The sequence below is a fragment of the Acidobacteriota bacterium genome (assembly GCA_012517875.1).
Lineage (GTDB): Bacteria > Acidobacteriota > JAAYUB01 > JAAYUB01 > JAAYUB01 > JAAYUB01.
Genome location: JAAYUB010000017.1, coordinates 42,580 through 57,177, shown reverse-complemented (window position 1 = coordinate 57,177; position 14,598 = coordinate 42,580). Strand labels below are relative to the sequence as shown.

Sequence of the window (14,598 nt, the reverse complement as noted above, 5' to 3'; positions counted from 1 at the left end):
AAACGTCACACCAGATAGATCACCAGAACCGCGACAACGGCGATGACGGCCAGCACGCCGACGCCGATGATGATCCATTCCAGCGCGCCCATGCCGGTCTTCACCTCTTCAGGCGGAGACGCCTTCGGGGCGGACGGCATGGATCCGACAGCCGCCCTGGGTTCGGGCTCGGCGCCTTTGATAGTGGGGGGAGGCGGCGCGGGCGGCGAGGGCTCCGGCGCGGGTGGCGGTTCGGGTGCCGTCGATGGGGCGGCGGCGGGCATGTCGGGCTTGGCGGTCTCCGGAGGAGGCGGGGGGGCGACAGATGCCGCCATTTTTGGATCCATCACCGTGGATGGCGCTTCCGCACCGGCCTCGGACTTTGGCGGTGCACCAGGCGGCGCCTCCGGCGGCACTACAGGTTCCTTATCGGTCAGTGGGACGGGGATCGACAGCACGATCTTGATGGGGTCGGTGACGCCCTGCTGTCCCAGGACAATCTCGTCGCGATCCTGGATCGGCTGAATTCCCTGGACCGGCTGGCCGTTCACGCGGGTGCCGTTGGAGCTGCCCAGATCCTCGACCTCAATGATGGCCCCGCGCCGGATGATCCGGGCATGATGCTTGGAGACGGTCGGCGAGGGAATCTGGACCGGACAGTCCGGAGTGCGCCCCATGAGGATTTCGCCCGTCTCGTCCAGCAGCTCCACGCGGGTGCCGTTGGTGGGGCCGCCCACGACCAGCAGGTACGGGATGCGGGGTTCGGCCTTGGGTTGGACCAGCAGCTCTGCGAACTTGGCCTGGAGAAAATCGGTGGTCTTCTCGAACTCCTCGTGCGCATCCTTGATCACGAAACGGATCAGAAAATCCCCGATTTCGATGCGGTCGCCGTGCCGCAGAGGCAGCCGGCGGTTGCGCCCCACGATCTCGCCGTTGAGGACGGTGCCGTTGGAACTGGAGTCTGAAATGTAATACTCGCCGTTTTCGAACGTGATGATGCAGTGGACACGCGACACGTTGGCCGCCGGCAGGGGCAGATCGTTCTCCTTCAGCCGTCCGATCTTGACGATGTTCTGGTCGAAGGAGAGTTCCCGCTCCTCTTCGATGCCCTTGGCGCCCACTACCAGGTGAATCATGGTCGGCGGACCCTCTATTCCAGAATCGGCGAAGGTTTAATTATCCCTTGATCCTTATAGGATTGCAACAGCTTTCGCGATTGCGCATGGTAGCCGAAGAGGTTGTCCGAATCCACCTCCAGCACCTTCATGAAACAGACAGCCGCCTGCTCCCGCATGCGCTCGGCGTCCAGCGCCTTGCCCAGGAAGAACCAGTATTCGGCGTTGGACGGCTGGATCCTGATCGCCTCCTTGTAGGCATATAACGCCTCGCCCCGCCGGTCCAGTTCTTCGAGCACCTGGCCGCGGAAGAAATGCAGCTGGGGATAGGACGGGTAGATGGATTCGGCTTCATCGAATAGCCGTAACGCTTCGGGGAAACGGCCGTCCTTGAACCGAGCGACCCCGGCCTGAAAGGTGTTGAACGAACGATACTGAGCATCCACCAGGGGATTGGCCAGCTCTTCGTTGGCGCACCACGTGCGGAGTTCATCGTAATCGGGGCATCCGCGGCAGATCTCGGTGTATTTCCGAAAATAGAAGTAGGCCTGGATCCGGTTATCCTCCTGCTGGAACAACCGGCCCAGTTCGGCGTAGCTGGCGCCGTGGTCCGGCGCCAGGGCGATTTTCTGCTCCAGGTAACGGACGAGGGTTTCGCGCAACTCGCAGCGCCGGGCCGGCTCCAGGACCTGGTTGATGAGGGCCAGTCTGTCCGCGCTGAGGCGCAGCAACCCCTCCAGAGCCACGATCTCGCACCTGCAATCCTTCAGTGAGCGACACACCGCCAGCAGTTCCTCCCACGCGTCCCGGGCGCCCGGCTGCATCTGCACCGCGACGGCGAACTGGTTTTTTGCGTCTTCGAGATCGCCATGCAGCTTGTAGACCCGCCCGAGAATCATGCGGCTGTCGACGTTGCCCGGATCCTGCAGCACCTTCAACTTCAAAATCTTGAACAGCAGGGGGTACGCGTCTTCGATGGCCGAGTTCAGCAGGATGGTTTTATAGAGATGTTGCAGGGCTTCCTCGTTCCGCATCATCCGGTCGTACGTCTTGCCCAGCAGGTAATGATAACGCGCGCTCTCGGAATTGATCCGAACCAGGTTTTCATAGGCCCTGACCGCCTTGTCCATCTCGCCTTTCGTGTAGAAGAAATCACCGATGTACTGGTATGCGCCGTCGTGGTCCGGGTCGATGTTGGTGGTGCGGATGAATTCGGCCATCGCCTCGCCGACTTCGCCTTTCTTGAAATAAGCCTGGGCAAGCTTGTAGTGGAGGCCGGCTTGATTGGGGAACTGCCCGACGGCCTTTTTGAACTCCTTGACGGCCTTTTTATAGTCGCCGGCGGCAAACGCCGCGTCCCCTTTGGTTTCATGCTCACCGGCGGCCATGACCGATGGAGTGGCCGCGGCCAGCAGGGCGGCGAGGAACAGGATCCAGATGGAGATCGGCACCCTGCGGTTCATGGCACCTCCTGAAGTCCGCTCAGTTTTTCCTGCGCGCGCGCGTACCAGGGACTGGCCGGCGTCACCGTCCGGCCCACTTTTTCCCAGTACTGGCGCGCGCCGGCGCGATCACCCTGCTGATAGTGTCGGAAGCCTTCCTGGTAGAGCTGCTGGGCGGTGTCGTCGATCTGGCGGAGAATGCCCTGTGCCTGGGCGTGTGCCGGCTGCCAGGCCACAGCCTGGCTGGCGAGATCGTAGGCCCGGTCCGGCTGGTTTCCCTGCAGATCGGCCAGCGCCCGCGCGGCGAAGAAATCCGCTGCCACCGCCGCCACGTCGTTCAGGAAGCGGCTCCGCTGACCGGGGAAAGCTGCGGTTTCCACCCGGCGCATCTCCTCCCAGCGGCTGATCGCGGCGGGCAGATCGCTGGCGCGCAACGCGTCGCCTTCGCGGTAGAGGGTTTCAATGCGGGTGATGGCGTCCAGCAACGCGGTCCAGTGCGTGACGTCGGGCGCCTGCGGCATTCGGCGGATTTTTTCTTCCAGCTGCCGCTTGGCGGTTTCCGCGTCGCCCTGCAGGAACAGCTGGCGTATGGCGGTGTCTTCCCGCTCCACGGTTGCAGCCGCGCGGCGCCGGCGCAGAAGGTCCTCATATTGGCGGGCATCCGCACCTCCGGGGGCGGCGGGCGGCGCCTGGCCCGACAACTTGGCGAAGAGCGTCCTGGCTGCGGTGTTGTTCGGGTCCAGCTCGAGCACCTTGGCCAGATCCAGTCGCGCGTCGGTGAGGCGCTGCAGCAGAATGGATAGCTTGGCGCGCAGCAGCAGCATCTCGATGTTGTCGGGTTGTCGCCGCAGCGCTTCGGACACACTGTCCATGGCACCCGTGTACTCGCCGCCACGATACAGCGCCAGGGCTTGGAACAGGTACCCCTCGCCCTGTTCGGGATGGGCGGCGATGAGGCGTTCGGCGGCGGCGGCGGCCGACGGGAGCTCGCCCTGGCCGAGCCGCGCCAGGCAGATGTAGGCGAGTGCGGAAGCCGATCGCGGGTCCAGCTGCAGCATCTTCTCCGATAGGGTGATGATCGCGGTGTAATCGCTGAATTCGAGAGCGGGTTTCGAGAGGGTTCGGTCAATGTCGGCGTCAATGCGCTGGAGCACTGCCGCCCGAGCCTCCGGACGGTACACGCTGGCGGCGGGAATCTTGAAATAGTACGCCAGGGCGCTTTCCATGTCTCCGCCGGCGAGCGCCTGGCGGAGCGCCTTCGCCTGCTGGGAGGCCTCGATCTCCATCTGGGCGTTCTCAAGCAGCACCTGTTTTTCCGTCAGCGGCAGTGGGAAGTCCTTGTCGCCCAGCAGGTCGGCCAGCGGTTGCCACTGGTGCTGCCGCACCAGCTCCTGCACCTGACGCCGGGAATCCTCCTCCCGACCGGCTGAGCGCAACTGCTTGAAGCCCCAGATGCCGCCGACGACGATGACCCCCACGACGACCAGACCAATCACGCCGGCCGCCACCCAGGTGAGCACCCGGCTGCTGCGGATCGGTGGCGCATTCGCCGGGGCGGCCGGCATCGTCGGACGGGCGGCGGCTTCCGCCGGAGGCGGCGGCACCAGGGGAAGACGATAGGTGAACTGGATGTCGCCCAGGCGGATGACGTCGCCATCCTTCAGCGTTTCGCGGACGATGCGCCGGTCATTGAGAAACACGCCGGCGGGACTCTCGAGATCCACGATGACCACGTGGTGCTCCCGTTGGATGATCTTGGCATGGCGGGGCGCGACGCCGTTTCCGTGCAGCCGGATGCCGGCGTCGGACGCGCTGCCTAGCGTAACTTCCTTCTCCTTGAGCAGCACCGCCGGTTGTCCGTCCGCGGCATTGGCGACGATCAGATGATGGAATGTCTGAAGGTCCTTGTCGGTGATCGGGGGTTGGGGATCCACCGATGGCACCGACGGTGACGCGGGGGCGGGAACCGGCTCCGGGGTCGGGCCGATCGTGGCCTCGGCTCGCTTCTGGCAGAGCGAAATCTCCAGCATCTCCCGCGTGGATTCCAAATCCACGTCGTAGAAGATGCACCGAGTGCTGCCCAGAATCAGCTGGTCACCGGGACGGAGCGGCTGATCCGCCCGGACGGGCGTCGCGTTCAGGTAGATCGGCTTGTCCGGCACCAGATTGCGGATGGTGAATGCACCGGGTTCTGTGCGAATCAGCGCCTGGAGCGGGGCCAGCATCGGGTCCTGGATCCGGATGCCGGCCTGGTCGCCCGAACCCAGGATGTTGTCGCCCTCCCGGAGTGCAAACTTGTGAGCCTGGCCGCCGGCCAGGCGCAGTTCCAGAAACGCCATGGTTGTTGCCTCACTGCTTGCGGGCGAATAGCTTCTCGATGACCCGGAGCTGGGTTTCCAGCCGGGCGTCAATGGTGCCGATCTCGGTATCAATGATGCAGCCGCCCCGTCCCACAAGGGCGTCCTCGACGATCTCGATTTCCTTGCTCTCCCCCAGCATGGTATACAGCTGCATCTTGTTGTCTTTGAGGAAACCCAGATCATCGGGGTTGACCCGGATGCGGATCTCTTTCTGGTATTTCAGCGACTCGATGGCCTTGTGGATGATCTCCAGCATGACCTGAGGCGTCACCTCGACGCAGTGGCCGATTATCCGCTCGGCGATCTTGAGGCTGAGCTTGAGCATCTCCGGTTCAGAGTCGTGCAGCATCCGGCCGTATTGTGTCTTGGCTTCGTGGATGATCCGGTTGAGCTGGGTCAGGCCCTCTTCGTATCCGGTGCGCTGGGCTTCCGCCCGGATGGCCGCCGCTTCCGCCTTGGCTTGGTCCAGCAACTCGCGGGCTTTGTCCCGGGCTTCGGCGATGATTTTATCAGCCGATCCCATGGCCTGAACCACGTCGCTCTTGAGAACCACGCCCTCACCGGACCCGGCCGGCCGGCCGGTCCTGTCAGTGCCAGAGACGGATTCGTCGCCGGGGGTTCCCTTGATGATCTTCGAGGACATCTCCGCTACCTCGTCAATAGTATTTCCACATGGATCGGATGCGATCGATCTCCGCCAGATAGGTGATTTTCTGGAGTATCTCCAGACGGACGGCTTGGCGCTGGGACGGCTCAAACTGGGCACTCAGCCGCTGCACCAGCCGCAGCAGCACGTCACTTGCGGCCGGAGGCAGCTTGTAGGCGAGGAAGGTCACCCGGTCGGCTTCGCTGCCCACCATGGCGCGGGCCAGCAGATGCAAGCCGGTGAACTCGATGAGCTGCCCTTTCCGGTACAGCTCGTCCTGCAGGTGGAGAAAAGACTGCCGGGCTTGGATGACGCGCTCCTCGACCGTGTCCTGGTATTGCGCCAACTTGATTCGGACCTTGTCACGCATCTTTTCGGGCAGCTTTTTGCAGATGACGTCGGCGTCGGCGTCCGACAGCCGCTGGCAGGCCATGGCCAGTTCGGCGGTGCCGATCTCCTCCAGCACGATGGCCAGCTCGTCGCAATTGAGGAACACGATGATTTCGAAATGGTCAGCGCCGATGCCCGACATGCGGTTGGGCAGGCGGAAGCGCCTGGCCAGCAGGGTTTGAAACAACTCCGCCAGGCGGGGGGAAGGGCGGGCGTTCCGCATTTCGGCGGTCAGTCGTTTCGCCGGACCGGGCTTCATCTCGTTCAGGACGAGCTGGGCGTAGCGCGGAGGGAGCGCATGCAGCACCAACCCCGCCAGGCGGGCCGGTTCCGGCTCGAGCACGCGGGCCAGCCAGGCCGGGTGGATTTCGTCCAGGGTCTCCCGATATGCGGGATCCATCAGGACCTTCAGCCGGTCCAGCGCCAGGGTGATCCGCTTTTTGGCGGGCATTTCCAGCAGCCGGGCCAACTCGGTCCGAAGCTCCTCCCTGCGTTCGGTCGGCAAGAACGCCAGCAGACTGGCGGTTTGATCGCGTTCCAGCAGCAGGCTGGCGAACACCAGAGCTTGGTCACGGGTCTTGAGCATGAGAGGCTGAAGATCGGGCACCGGTGCTCCTCGTTATGCCCGGATGGCTGTCTTGCCGGGCTTGCCGACGCCCTGGAACATTTTCTGCATTTTTTTCATCGTCCGGGCATGCATCCGACAGACCCACGACTTGGAGAGGTTCAGCAGCGATCCGATCTCGTCCAACGTCCGGTTTTCGAAGTAATACATGCGGATGATCTGCTGCTCCTGTTCGCTGAGCCGGCTGATGAACCGCTGGAGCAAGGCGGCCAGTTCGTGGCGCTCCATCTCTTCGTGCGGGCTGCGGGTGCCGCGGGCTTCGATCTCGGCGTGCTCCAGCGTGGTGTCCAGCGACAACACGTACACCGAGGTCATGACAAAAATCAGGTCTTTCATATCCCCAAGGCTGAGGGCACGGCTCCTGCCTTTGAAGGATCCGGCCGTTTCTGTTTCCTGTTGCAGATAGAGTTCCAAGGCGGAGCGGAATTTCAGCTTGGCGGCCTCGGCCCGTGACGCGGGAGCCATTGCACGGAGTCCGTCAAAAATGGAGCCGCGGATGCGGTAGTAGGCGTAGGTTTTGAACGAGACCTTTCGGTTGGGATCGAAGCGTTGGGCAGCGTCCACCAGCCCAAGGCGGGCCAGGGCGAGCAGTTCGTCGGAGTCGACGTGGCCGGGCAGGCTGGAGCGCATGGACCGCGCGAGCGCCTCCGCATAGGGAAGGTACTCCTCCACCAGCTGTTCCACTTGATTCCGGTTTGGTTCGCTGGTCATCTCGAAGCTACTTCTTGTTCGCCTCCGCGATAAACGCAAGGAACGACTTGGCCATCACACCACCGGGTCCCTGCGGATCTTTGGCCAGGACCTTTTCAAAGATGTCCTTGGCTCTGGCGGTTTCCTTCTTGCAGAGGAACGCCTCGCCGAGATGGGCCATGGTGAACGGGTCATTCGGGGAAGACTTGAGGGCGTTCTCGAGCTGGCGGATCGCTTCATCCACCTGGCCGGACGCCAGCAGCACGCTGCCGATGGCGGCCTGGGGAGTCGGATCACCCGGCAAGAGCGCCGCCACGCCGTTGAAGATGTCCACCGCCTGCTGGTGCCGGCCGATGTCCCGGCACAGATAACCGCTCTCCATCAAAAACTGGATTTCATCCTGGGTGACGCGGATATTCAGTTTGTCGGCCATGGCTCCCTCCTACTTCTTCTCCGCCTGCTGGCGGAGTTGTTCGTATTTGATCTCCAGCAGTTCGGCCAACAGCTTCAGGCTGTGACCGTAGGCCGACAGGGCTGCCTGGCCCGTCGCGGTGTATGCGGGATCGCTCTGCCGGCCGACGGTGGTATCCAAGTTTCGGCAGGTGTTTTGGCAAACGGTCTGGAACTGCTCAATGGCCGATTCGTCCGATTCCAGAAGCTTCTCCAGAAACGGATAATGGCGGAGATCGGCGGCATCACGACCGGGTCCGGAATCCCGGGCCGGCTTGCCCCGGCGCATATCGCCGGCGCGGAAGGCGGAAAGTTTCGGATCGCTCTTGTCCATGGTCCCTCCTTTGGGATGATCGAATGCGTTCAGAGGATTTGGATCACCATCGCCGTCACGTTGTCCTTGGCTCCGGCGTCGTTCGTGCGGACGACGAGCTCCTGAACCAGTTCTTTCGGATGCTTCGGTTGGGCCATCACGGCCTGAATGCTGTCGTCGGACAGCATGGTGTGCAGTCCGTCGGTGCAGAGCAGGATCTTGCAGCCGCTGCTGATGACGGAGACATAGGTGTCCACCTCCACAACATCGCTGCTGCCCAAGGCGCGGGCCAGCACGTTGCGCTGGGGGTGGGCCTTTCCCTCCTCCGGAGAGATGATTCCCTGTTTGACCAACTCATTGACCATGCTGTGGTCGCGGGTGAGCTGGCGGAAATTGTTGTCGTAGTGCAGATAACAGCGGCAGTCGCCGACATGCCCGATGGTCAACAGGTCGTCGGAGACCACCCCGACGGTTATGGTCGCGCCGATGTTGATCCGGTTGCCGCCGCGTTTGACGTGGCAGATCCGCCGGTTTGCTTCCTGGATCGATTCCACCAGAAACTGGGCCGGTGAAACGACGACCTCCCCGGTGGATTCCGCGGACAAGCTGCCGTAATTGACGACTTCGACCACGCGCAGAAGCGACGGCCGGATAAAACTGTTCAGAAAAACCTCGCCGATTGTCTTGACGGCGATCTTGCTAGCCAGCTCGCCACGCTCCTTGCCGCCCATGCCATCGGAAACGACGAATAGACCGAGGAACGATTGGTCGCGATGAGTGTCCAGGTTCAGCGCCAGGGCCATGGCCGCATCCTCGTTTGAGGTGCGCTTCACCCCGGTATCTGTCAGATAGGCCCAGGAAAACTGAGTGGACTGACTATCCTCCATGATTAACCGCTGAAACGAGTGGAGCATTTACGAGCAAATGATGGTTCAATACTACCACAAGATCATGAAATTGGGAACTGTCCGTGACGCTTGTAATAGGAGGTTGCAGACAGGCGGGTCGGATCAGTCGTGACGGGTCTGCCGGCGAAGGAAATCGTCCAGCTGCTGGTAGACGGAGACCCACTCCGGAAAGTATTCGCGCAGCACCGTCAGGTGATGCGCCACCGTCAGGCGATCGCCGCGGGCGGCGGGACCGGTGATGCCGGCTGCGGGATTCTCGGCAGGGAAACCGGCCACCGTCGCCGCCGACAAGGCACGCAGACTGTGCGCCAGCGGCTTTCGGACTGCGGGGGGAAAAGCCCTCAGCGCATCGTGGCAGAACAGCATCTGGGCGGCCACATGGGAGCAACTGATCGTCGCCAGGCAGTGATATAACGCTTTCAAAGCGGGTGGCAACTTGATGGGTCGAGCACCCAGCCGGCGGGCCAACCGGCTGCCGGCAGAGACGGCGGCCGGATCGCCTTCCACAGAGACGACGATGCCGGAGAAGCGGGCCGGGTCTGGTTGTGGAAATGTCTGGAGGGGATGCCAGGAGGCCGTCGGCCAGCCGTGGTGCTGGAGCGGCTCCAACACCCGGGCGGCGTGGACGCCGGATGTGTGCAGGGCGATACCGGTACAATCGGCCGGCAGCTGTGCGGCCCATTCGGATGCCACCGCAGACAGATCGTCGTCCGGCACCGCCAGCACCAGGAGCACCGGCCGGAGGCACGCGAATCGAATGCCGGCGGCATGAACAGTCAGGCGCCGGCCCCGAACCGTGACCGTGCGGCGGCGGCTCCCCGGGCCGACGACTTCGGCCGGCATGCCGGCCCGGCGGGCCGCGGCAGCCAGACTCAAACCGACGCGGCCGGCTCCGACAATCAGCAGCGGGACGTCCGGGGAGCGGGCGGATCCGGTCATGACGGAGCCGATACCAGGATGTTGTCGATGAGTCGGGTGTCCCCGATATGAACAGCCAGAGCGATCAGGGTGTTTTCGCTGACCATGGAAACCGGGTCCAGTCGGTTGGTGTCGACGATCGCCACGTACTGCGGCTTGGCCAGAGGCTCGGTCGCGAGCATCTCCTCGATCGCGCGCCGGATCACCTCAGCCCGCCGTTCGCCGGCAAGAACAAGGGCGGCGGCCCGCCTCAGGCTCCGGTAAAGGATGGGGGCGGCGCGCCGTTGGTCCGGCTTCAGGTAAACGTTCCGGGAGCTCATGGCCAGGCCGTCCGGTTCGCGCACAATGGGGCAGATGCTCACCTCGACAGGAAATTTCAGATCGGCGACCATCCGCCGGATGATGATGGCCTGCTGGGCATCCTTCTGGCCGAAGAACGCGAACTGTGGTTCCACGAGGGTGAACAGCTTGGCCACCACGGTGGTCACCCCGGTGAAGTGGCCGGGTCGATACTGGCCGCACAGCTTGCCGGACAAGTCGTCCACCTCGATCCGTGTTTCGAAATCCTTGGCGTAGAACTCGTCGGAAGAGGGGGCAAAGACGAAATCCACCTTGTACCGGGTCAGCAGTTCGACGTCGTGGGACAGGTTCCGGGGATATTTGGTGAAATCCTCGGTCGGACTGAACTGGAGCGGGTTTACGAAGATCGATACCACGACGACATCGGCGCACTCGCGGGCCTTTTTGACCAGCGACAGGTGGCCCTCGTGCAGGGCGCCCATGGTGGGAACGAAACCGATCCGGCTGCCGGCCGCGCGGGCCTTGCGGACGACCGCCTTCAGTTTATTGATCTTGGTGATGAGCTCCATATCGGCCTTCCATTTCGCGCTGAACCTCGGGATCGAGCGTAAAGCTCTCGTCGAGCGACGGGAAAGAACCGCTGGCAACGTCGGCGCCGTATCGTTGCACGGCGCGGATCATTTCCTCCGCCAACCGGGCATAGCTGCGGACGAACTTGAAGGGCGGCGTGTCACCCAGACCAAGCATGTCGTGGAGGACGAGGATCTGGCCGTCGCAGGCCGGGCCTGATCCGATGCCGATGGTAGGAATTTCCAGCTGGCGGGTGATGATCGCGGCCACCGGATGCGGGATGCCTTCGAGCACCACCGCGAAGCAGCCGGCAGCCTGCAGAGCCAGCGCGTCCTCGATCATGTTCTCGATCTCGGCCACTGTTCGTCCCTGAATCCGGTAGCCGCCCAACCGGTGGAACGACTGGGGCGTCAGACCCAGATGGCCCATCACCGGGATCTCGGCGTCCAGGATGGCGGTGACGGCCGGCAGGCGCCGTCGCCCGCCCTCGAGCTTGACCCCCTCGGCGCCGCTTTCCTTCACCAGGCGGATCGCGTTGTGGACGGCTTGGATGGGCGATTCCTGGTAGGCGCCGAACGGCAGATCCGCCACGAGCAGGGCGGACCGGATCGCCCGCCGGACAATCCGCGTGTGATAGAGCATGGCCGCCATGTCCACCGGCAGGGTGGACGACTCGCCCTGCACGACCATGCCCAGCGAATCACCCACCAGCACGATGTCCATCCCGGCATCGTCGACGATCCGGGCAGTGGGAAAATCGTAGGCGGTCAGCGCGATGATCTTTTCGCCGCGGGATTTCTTCTGACGGATTGTGCAGACGCTGTGCTTCTTTGCCAAAACCCTCTCCGGATGGGAAAAACGGTTGTATTATAGGGCCAGCCCCGGGAAAAAGCAAACGGCACCCGTCCGGGCGTCGGCGGCGGGGCGGACACGCCGGGAGGATATCCGATGGATTGTTATGACGCCATCCTGACGCGCCGGAGCATTCGCCGCTTTACGGCGGAGCCGGTCGAGGAGGAACTGCTCGAGCGCTTGCTGCGGGCTGCAATGGCGGCGCCCTCAGCCCGGAACATGCAGCCGTGGGAACTGGTGGTGGTCACCGCGGCGGTCCGGCGGCGCCAGTTGGCGGAGATCATCCCGAACGGGAAGATGCTGTCTGAAGCGCCGCTGGCCCTGCTGCTCTGCGGCAACCTGGAACGAAGCGTCGATGACACGCGACCACCCTACTGGGTTGTGGATTGCGCCGCTGCCGCCCAGAACGTGCTGCTGGCGGCCCACAGCCTGGGGCTGGGGGGCGTGTGGCTGGGCGTGTTTCCACGCGAGGATCGCATGCAGGGCGTCGCAGCGGTGCTGGACCTGCCGGACACCATCGTCCCCCACAGCCTGCTGGCCCTGGGGCATCCCGCGGAAGCCGGCGTGATCAAGGACAAGTTCGACCCGCACAAAGTGCACCGGGAGTCTTGGCGGGGCGTGTCGAGGTAACGGCGACGAGGCGCTCAGCGTACCTTCTGGAGCAAGTCGGCGGACGCCGCCTGGTTGATTCCCGGATGACGGGCCAGCTCCTCCAGATCGGCGATGGCGGCATCATGCCGGCCGCGGCGCAGGGAGGCCACGGCGCGGATCCACAGGTAATCCCGGTACCGGGCGTGGCCTGGCGGAACCGGATGCTGCGCCAGCAGGCGTTGAGCGGCTTCCGGCCGGTCCAGCGCCAGGTGGCATCGGGCGGCCAGGTGTACGGCCGGTGAGGTCTGACCGACGGGCGGCAGCGTGGGCATCACGGCAGCCAGTGCGTCGCGGGTCCGATTTTGCCGGAACAATCCCAGCGCGGTGAGGAACCGGGAGTCGCTCGGCGCCAGGCCGGCATAGTCGTCCATGCCCAACTGTTCGAGATGCTGCAAGGAACGCGCCAGATCGGCGGCCGGCGGGTGGGGCGGCGTAGACAGCCAACCGGGCAGCAGCAGCCAGGCGGACGTGCAGACCACCACCAGCAAAGCCGCCGCAGTGGCCACGCTGGCCCAGCGCAGCGAGACAAACCGCACCAGGAAGCCGGGCTCCTCGACCGAATCCACCGGATTTTCCATTCCCCGGATGGCGGTGATCACCGGTTGCATGGCAAACATCTCTTCGGCACAGCCGGGGCAGGACAGCAGGTGCGTCTCCACCTCACCGGCCTCCTGGAGATTCAGCAGACCGGCTTCGTAGAGAGGCAGCAGCCGCTTGATCCGGCTGTCACGACAGGTCATAGCGAATACCCCTCTTGGCGGAGCAGCCGGCGCAGATAATTCCGGCAGCGGAAGATCTTCGTGTTGACCACCTTGAAATGATACTGGGGAAATTCGGCGAAAATCTCTTCACGCGAATACCCGGAGTACAGCATCCACAACAGCCGCCGGCACTGGCTGCCGAGCTGCCGCCAGGATCGCTGGATCTTGCTGCGGAGTTCAGCTTCGGTGGACATCGACAGCGGATCCGGCAAACCGGACTGAAGCGTACGCTCAGTATCCTCAGTCATCTCTTCGGTCGTGCGATGACGCCGCTCGCGTTGCTGGTAATAGTTGCCGATCTTGTTGCGCAGAACGCCGAATGCCCACTGGAGGAAGCTCTTTTCGAAGGTTTGCAAAGCGGATTTTTCAACAACAGTCATCAGCGCATCCTGCACGATTTCTTCCGCATCCTGCTCATCGCGGACCCTTCGTTTAGCCAGCGCGAGAAATATTTCGCGCAATTTTGTAAGGTCGATGTGTGAGGGCAGATTGGCCGACATGATCCTGAACCCGGGTGTTGTGTAAGATGGTGCATTATACCAGCACCCCGGGGCTCGTGTCATGGATTTGCATGTCGGCGGCGATCCCGGCTCTCGCCGCCCCGGCCGAGGCGAGGCAAAGGCATTGCGGCGCGTGACCGGCGTCTCGGGGGGCGCGCCGGCGGACTTGCCGCATGAAGGCGCTTGTATTGACGGATGCCCCAGCTTAGAATAACCGTGGTCCCAACGCATGAACATCTACGATGTGAAGAAAGACATCATCGAGGTGGGGCGCCGTTGCTGGCTGCGCGGCTGGGTGGCCGCCAACGACGGCAACATCAGCGTCAGAATTTCTGACACGGAGATTTTGGCCACCGCCACCGGGCAGAGCAAGGGATTTCTGACACCGGACATGATTGTCCGCGTGGATCGTCAAGGTCGCCTCCTGGAAGGCGACATCCGGCCTTCGTCGGAAATCCAGATGCACCTGTTGGTCTACGACCAGCGCCCGGAGATCCGCGCCGTCTTCCATGCACACCCGCCGTACAGCACGGCGCATGCAGTGGCCGGATTGCCGCTGTCGCATTGCGTGCTGCCCGAAATCGTGGTGAGCCTGGGAGCGGTGCCGCTGGCGCCCTACGGCACGCCCAGCACGCTGGAGGTGCCGGAATCCCTGCGACCCTTTCTCAGCGGCTACGACGCATTTCTGCTCCAGAATCATGGCGCGCTGACACTGGGTCGCAGCATCTACGAAGCGTACTACCGGATGGAGTCCATCGAGCATTTCGCGCATATTCTCTACCTGGCCAGGGGGCTGGGCGCCGTGAACGTCCTGAGCCGCGACCAGGTGGACAAGCTCCGTCAGATCCGGACCGGTTACGGGTTGACCGGGGAAGTGCCCGAGTGCTGTGTCCGCGAATCGCTGCCCGCCGAAGACCCTTTCCGGCTGGACCGCCTGATGAACGGGCTGGCGCAACCGACCCCTGCTCCGGGCGGTGGAGCGGCAACACCCGCCCCCAAGTCTGAACCAGCCGAAGAACCCGATTGGACCAATGAGATCGTCCGCCGCGTCCTGGAACGCCTGCATCTTCACGGCCGGTGATGGAGCGCACGCCCCCGCTTCCCGCAACAGAATCCATTTTGCGCCTG

Annotated in this window: 16 protein-coding genes; 2 read left to right on the top strand and 14 right to left on the bottom strand. The window is 63.5% G+C overall.

Features of this window, described 5'->3' with window-relative positions; all coding sequences use genetic code 11:
• Positions 1–5 precede the first annotated feature (5 nt).
• The 12 genes from GX414_01930 to panB form a co-directional block, all read right to left on the bottom strand.
• Positions 6–1,115 carry an FHA domain-containing protein gene (locus tag GX414_01930; GenBank protein NLI45846.1) on the bottom strand — a complete coding sequence of 370 codons (1,110 nt, stop codon included), beginning with the start codon at positions 1,113–1,115 and terminating at the stop codon, positions 6–8.
• 14 nt (positions 1,116–1,129) lie between these two features.
• A complete protein-coding gene (locus tag GX414_01925) occupies positions 1,130–2,557 on the bottom strand; it encodes a tetratricopeptide repeat protein (protein NLI45845.1) in 1,428 nt (475 codons plus the stop codon).
• Positions 2,554–4,875 (bottom strand): FHA domain-containing protein, encoded by a 2,322-nt coding sequence (locus GX414_01920; protein ID NLI45844.1) that lies wholly within the window; start codon positions 4,873–4,875, stop codon positions 2,554–2,556. Before GX414_01920 ends, GX414_01925 begins: the two co-directional genes overlap by 4 nt.
• 10 nt (positions 4,876–4,885) lie before the next feature.
• Positions 4,886–5,539 (bottom strand): hypothetical protein, encoded by a 654-nt coding sequence (locus GX414_01915; GenBank protein NLI45843.1) that lies wholly within the window; start codon positions 5,537–5,539, stop codon positions 4,886–4,888.
• A gap of 13 nt (positions 5,540–5,552) precedes the next feature.
• Positions 5,553–6,539: a hypothetical protein gene (locus GX414_01910; protein ID NLI45842.1), complete on the bottom strand. Its 987-nt coding sequence runs from the start codon at positions 6,537–6,539 to the stop codon at positions 5,553–5,555.
• 12 nt (positions 6,540–6,551) lie between these two features.
• Positions 6,552–7,268, bottom strand: coding sequence for a sigma-70 family RNA polymerase sigma factor (locus GX414_01905; GenBank protein NLI45841.1), 717 nt, complete (start codon positions 7,266–7,268; stop codon positions 6,552–6,554).
• A 7-nt stretch (positions 7,269–7,275) separates the two neighbouring features.
• Positions 7,276–7,680: a tetratricopeptide repeat protein gene (locus GX414_01900; protein NLI45840.1), complete on the bottom strand. Its 405-nt coding sequence runs from the start codon at positions 7,678–7,680 to the stop codon at positions 7,276–7,278.
• 9 nt (positions 7,681–7,689) lie between these two features.
• The gene (locus GX414_01895; GenBank protein NLI45839.1) at positions 7,690–8,031 is read right to left on the bottom strand and encodes a hypothetical protein; all 342 of its coding nucleotides are present in this window, start codon (positions 8,029–8,031) and stop codon (positions 7,690–7,692) included.
• 29 nt (positions 8,032–8,060) lie between these two features.
• Complete coding sequence (locus tag GX414_01890; protein ID NLI45838.1) at positions 8,061–8,813, bottom strand: serine/threonine-protein phosphatase; 753 nt, start codon at positions 8,811–8,813, stop codon at positions 8,061–8,063.
• Positions 8,814–9,020: 207 nt separating this feature from the next.
• Positions 9,021–9,857 carry a DUF2520 domain-containing protein gene (locus GX414_01885; protein NLI45837.1) on the bottom strand — a complete coding sequence of 279 codons (837 nt, stop codon included), beginning with the start codon at positions 9,855–9,857 and terminating at the stop codon, positions 9,021–9,023.
• The gene (locus tag GX414_01880; GenBank protein NLI45836.1) at positions 9,854–10,705 is read right to left on the bottom strand and encodes a pantoate--beta-alanine ligase; all 852 of its coding nucleotides are present in this window, start codon (positions 10,703–10,705) and stop codon (positions 9,854–9,856) included. The genes GX414_01885 and GX414_01880 overlap by 4 nt, the downstream gene beginning before the upstream one ends.
• The gene (gene panB / locus GX414_01875; GenBank protein NLI45835.1) at positions 10,680–11,543 is read right to left on the bottom strand and encodes a 3-methyl-2-oxobutanoate hydroxymethyltransferase; all 864 of its coding nucleotides are present in this window, start codon (positions 11,541–11,543) and stop codon (positions 10,680–10,682) included. Before panB ends, GX414_01880 begins: the two co-directional genes overlap by 26 nt.
• 111 nt (positions 11,544–11,654) lie before the next feature.
• Here panB and GX414_01870 point away from each other — a divergent pair, with 111 nt between their 5' ends.
• Positions 11,655–12,188, top strand: a complete 534-nt coding sequence (locus GX414_01870) for a nitroreductase family protein (GenBank protein NLI45834.1) — start codon at positions 11,655–11,657, stop codon at positions 12,186–12,188.
• Positions 12,189–12,202: 14 nt separating this feature from the next.
• Here the strand turns inward: GX414_01870 and GX414_01865 are convergent, their stop codons facing one another.
• Positions 12,203–12,949: a hypothetical protein gene (locus GX414_01865; GenBank protein NLI45833.1), complete on the bottom strand. Its 747-nt coding sequence runs from the start codon at positions 12,947–12,949 to the stop codon at positions 12,203–12,205.
• Entirely contained in the window at positions 12,946–13,470 is a 525-nt protein-coding gene (locus GX414_01860; GenBank protein NLI45832.1) for a sigma-70 family RNA polymerase sigma factor, read from the bottom strand. The genes GX414_01865 and GX414_01860 overlap by 4 nt, the downstream gene beginning before the upstream one ends.
• 229 nt (positions 13,471–13,699) lie before the next feature.
• Between GX414_01860 and GX414_01855 the strand changes: the two genes are divergently transcribed.
• Entirely contained in the window at positions 13,700–14,551 is an 852-nt protein-coding gene (locus GX414_01855; GenBank protein NLI45831.1) for a class II aldolase/adducin family protein, read from the top strand.
• Positions 14,552–14,598 lie beyond the last annotated feature (47 nt).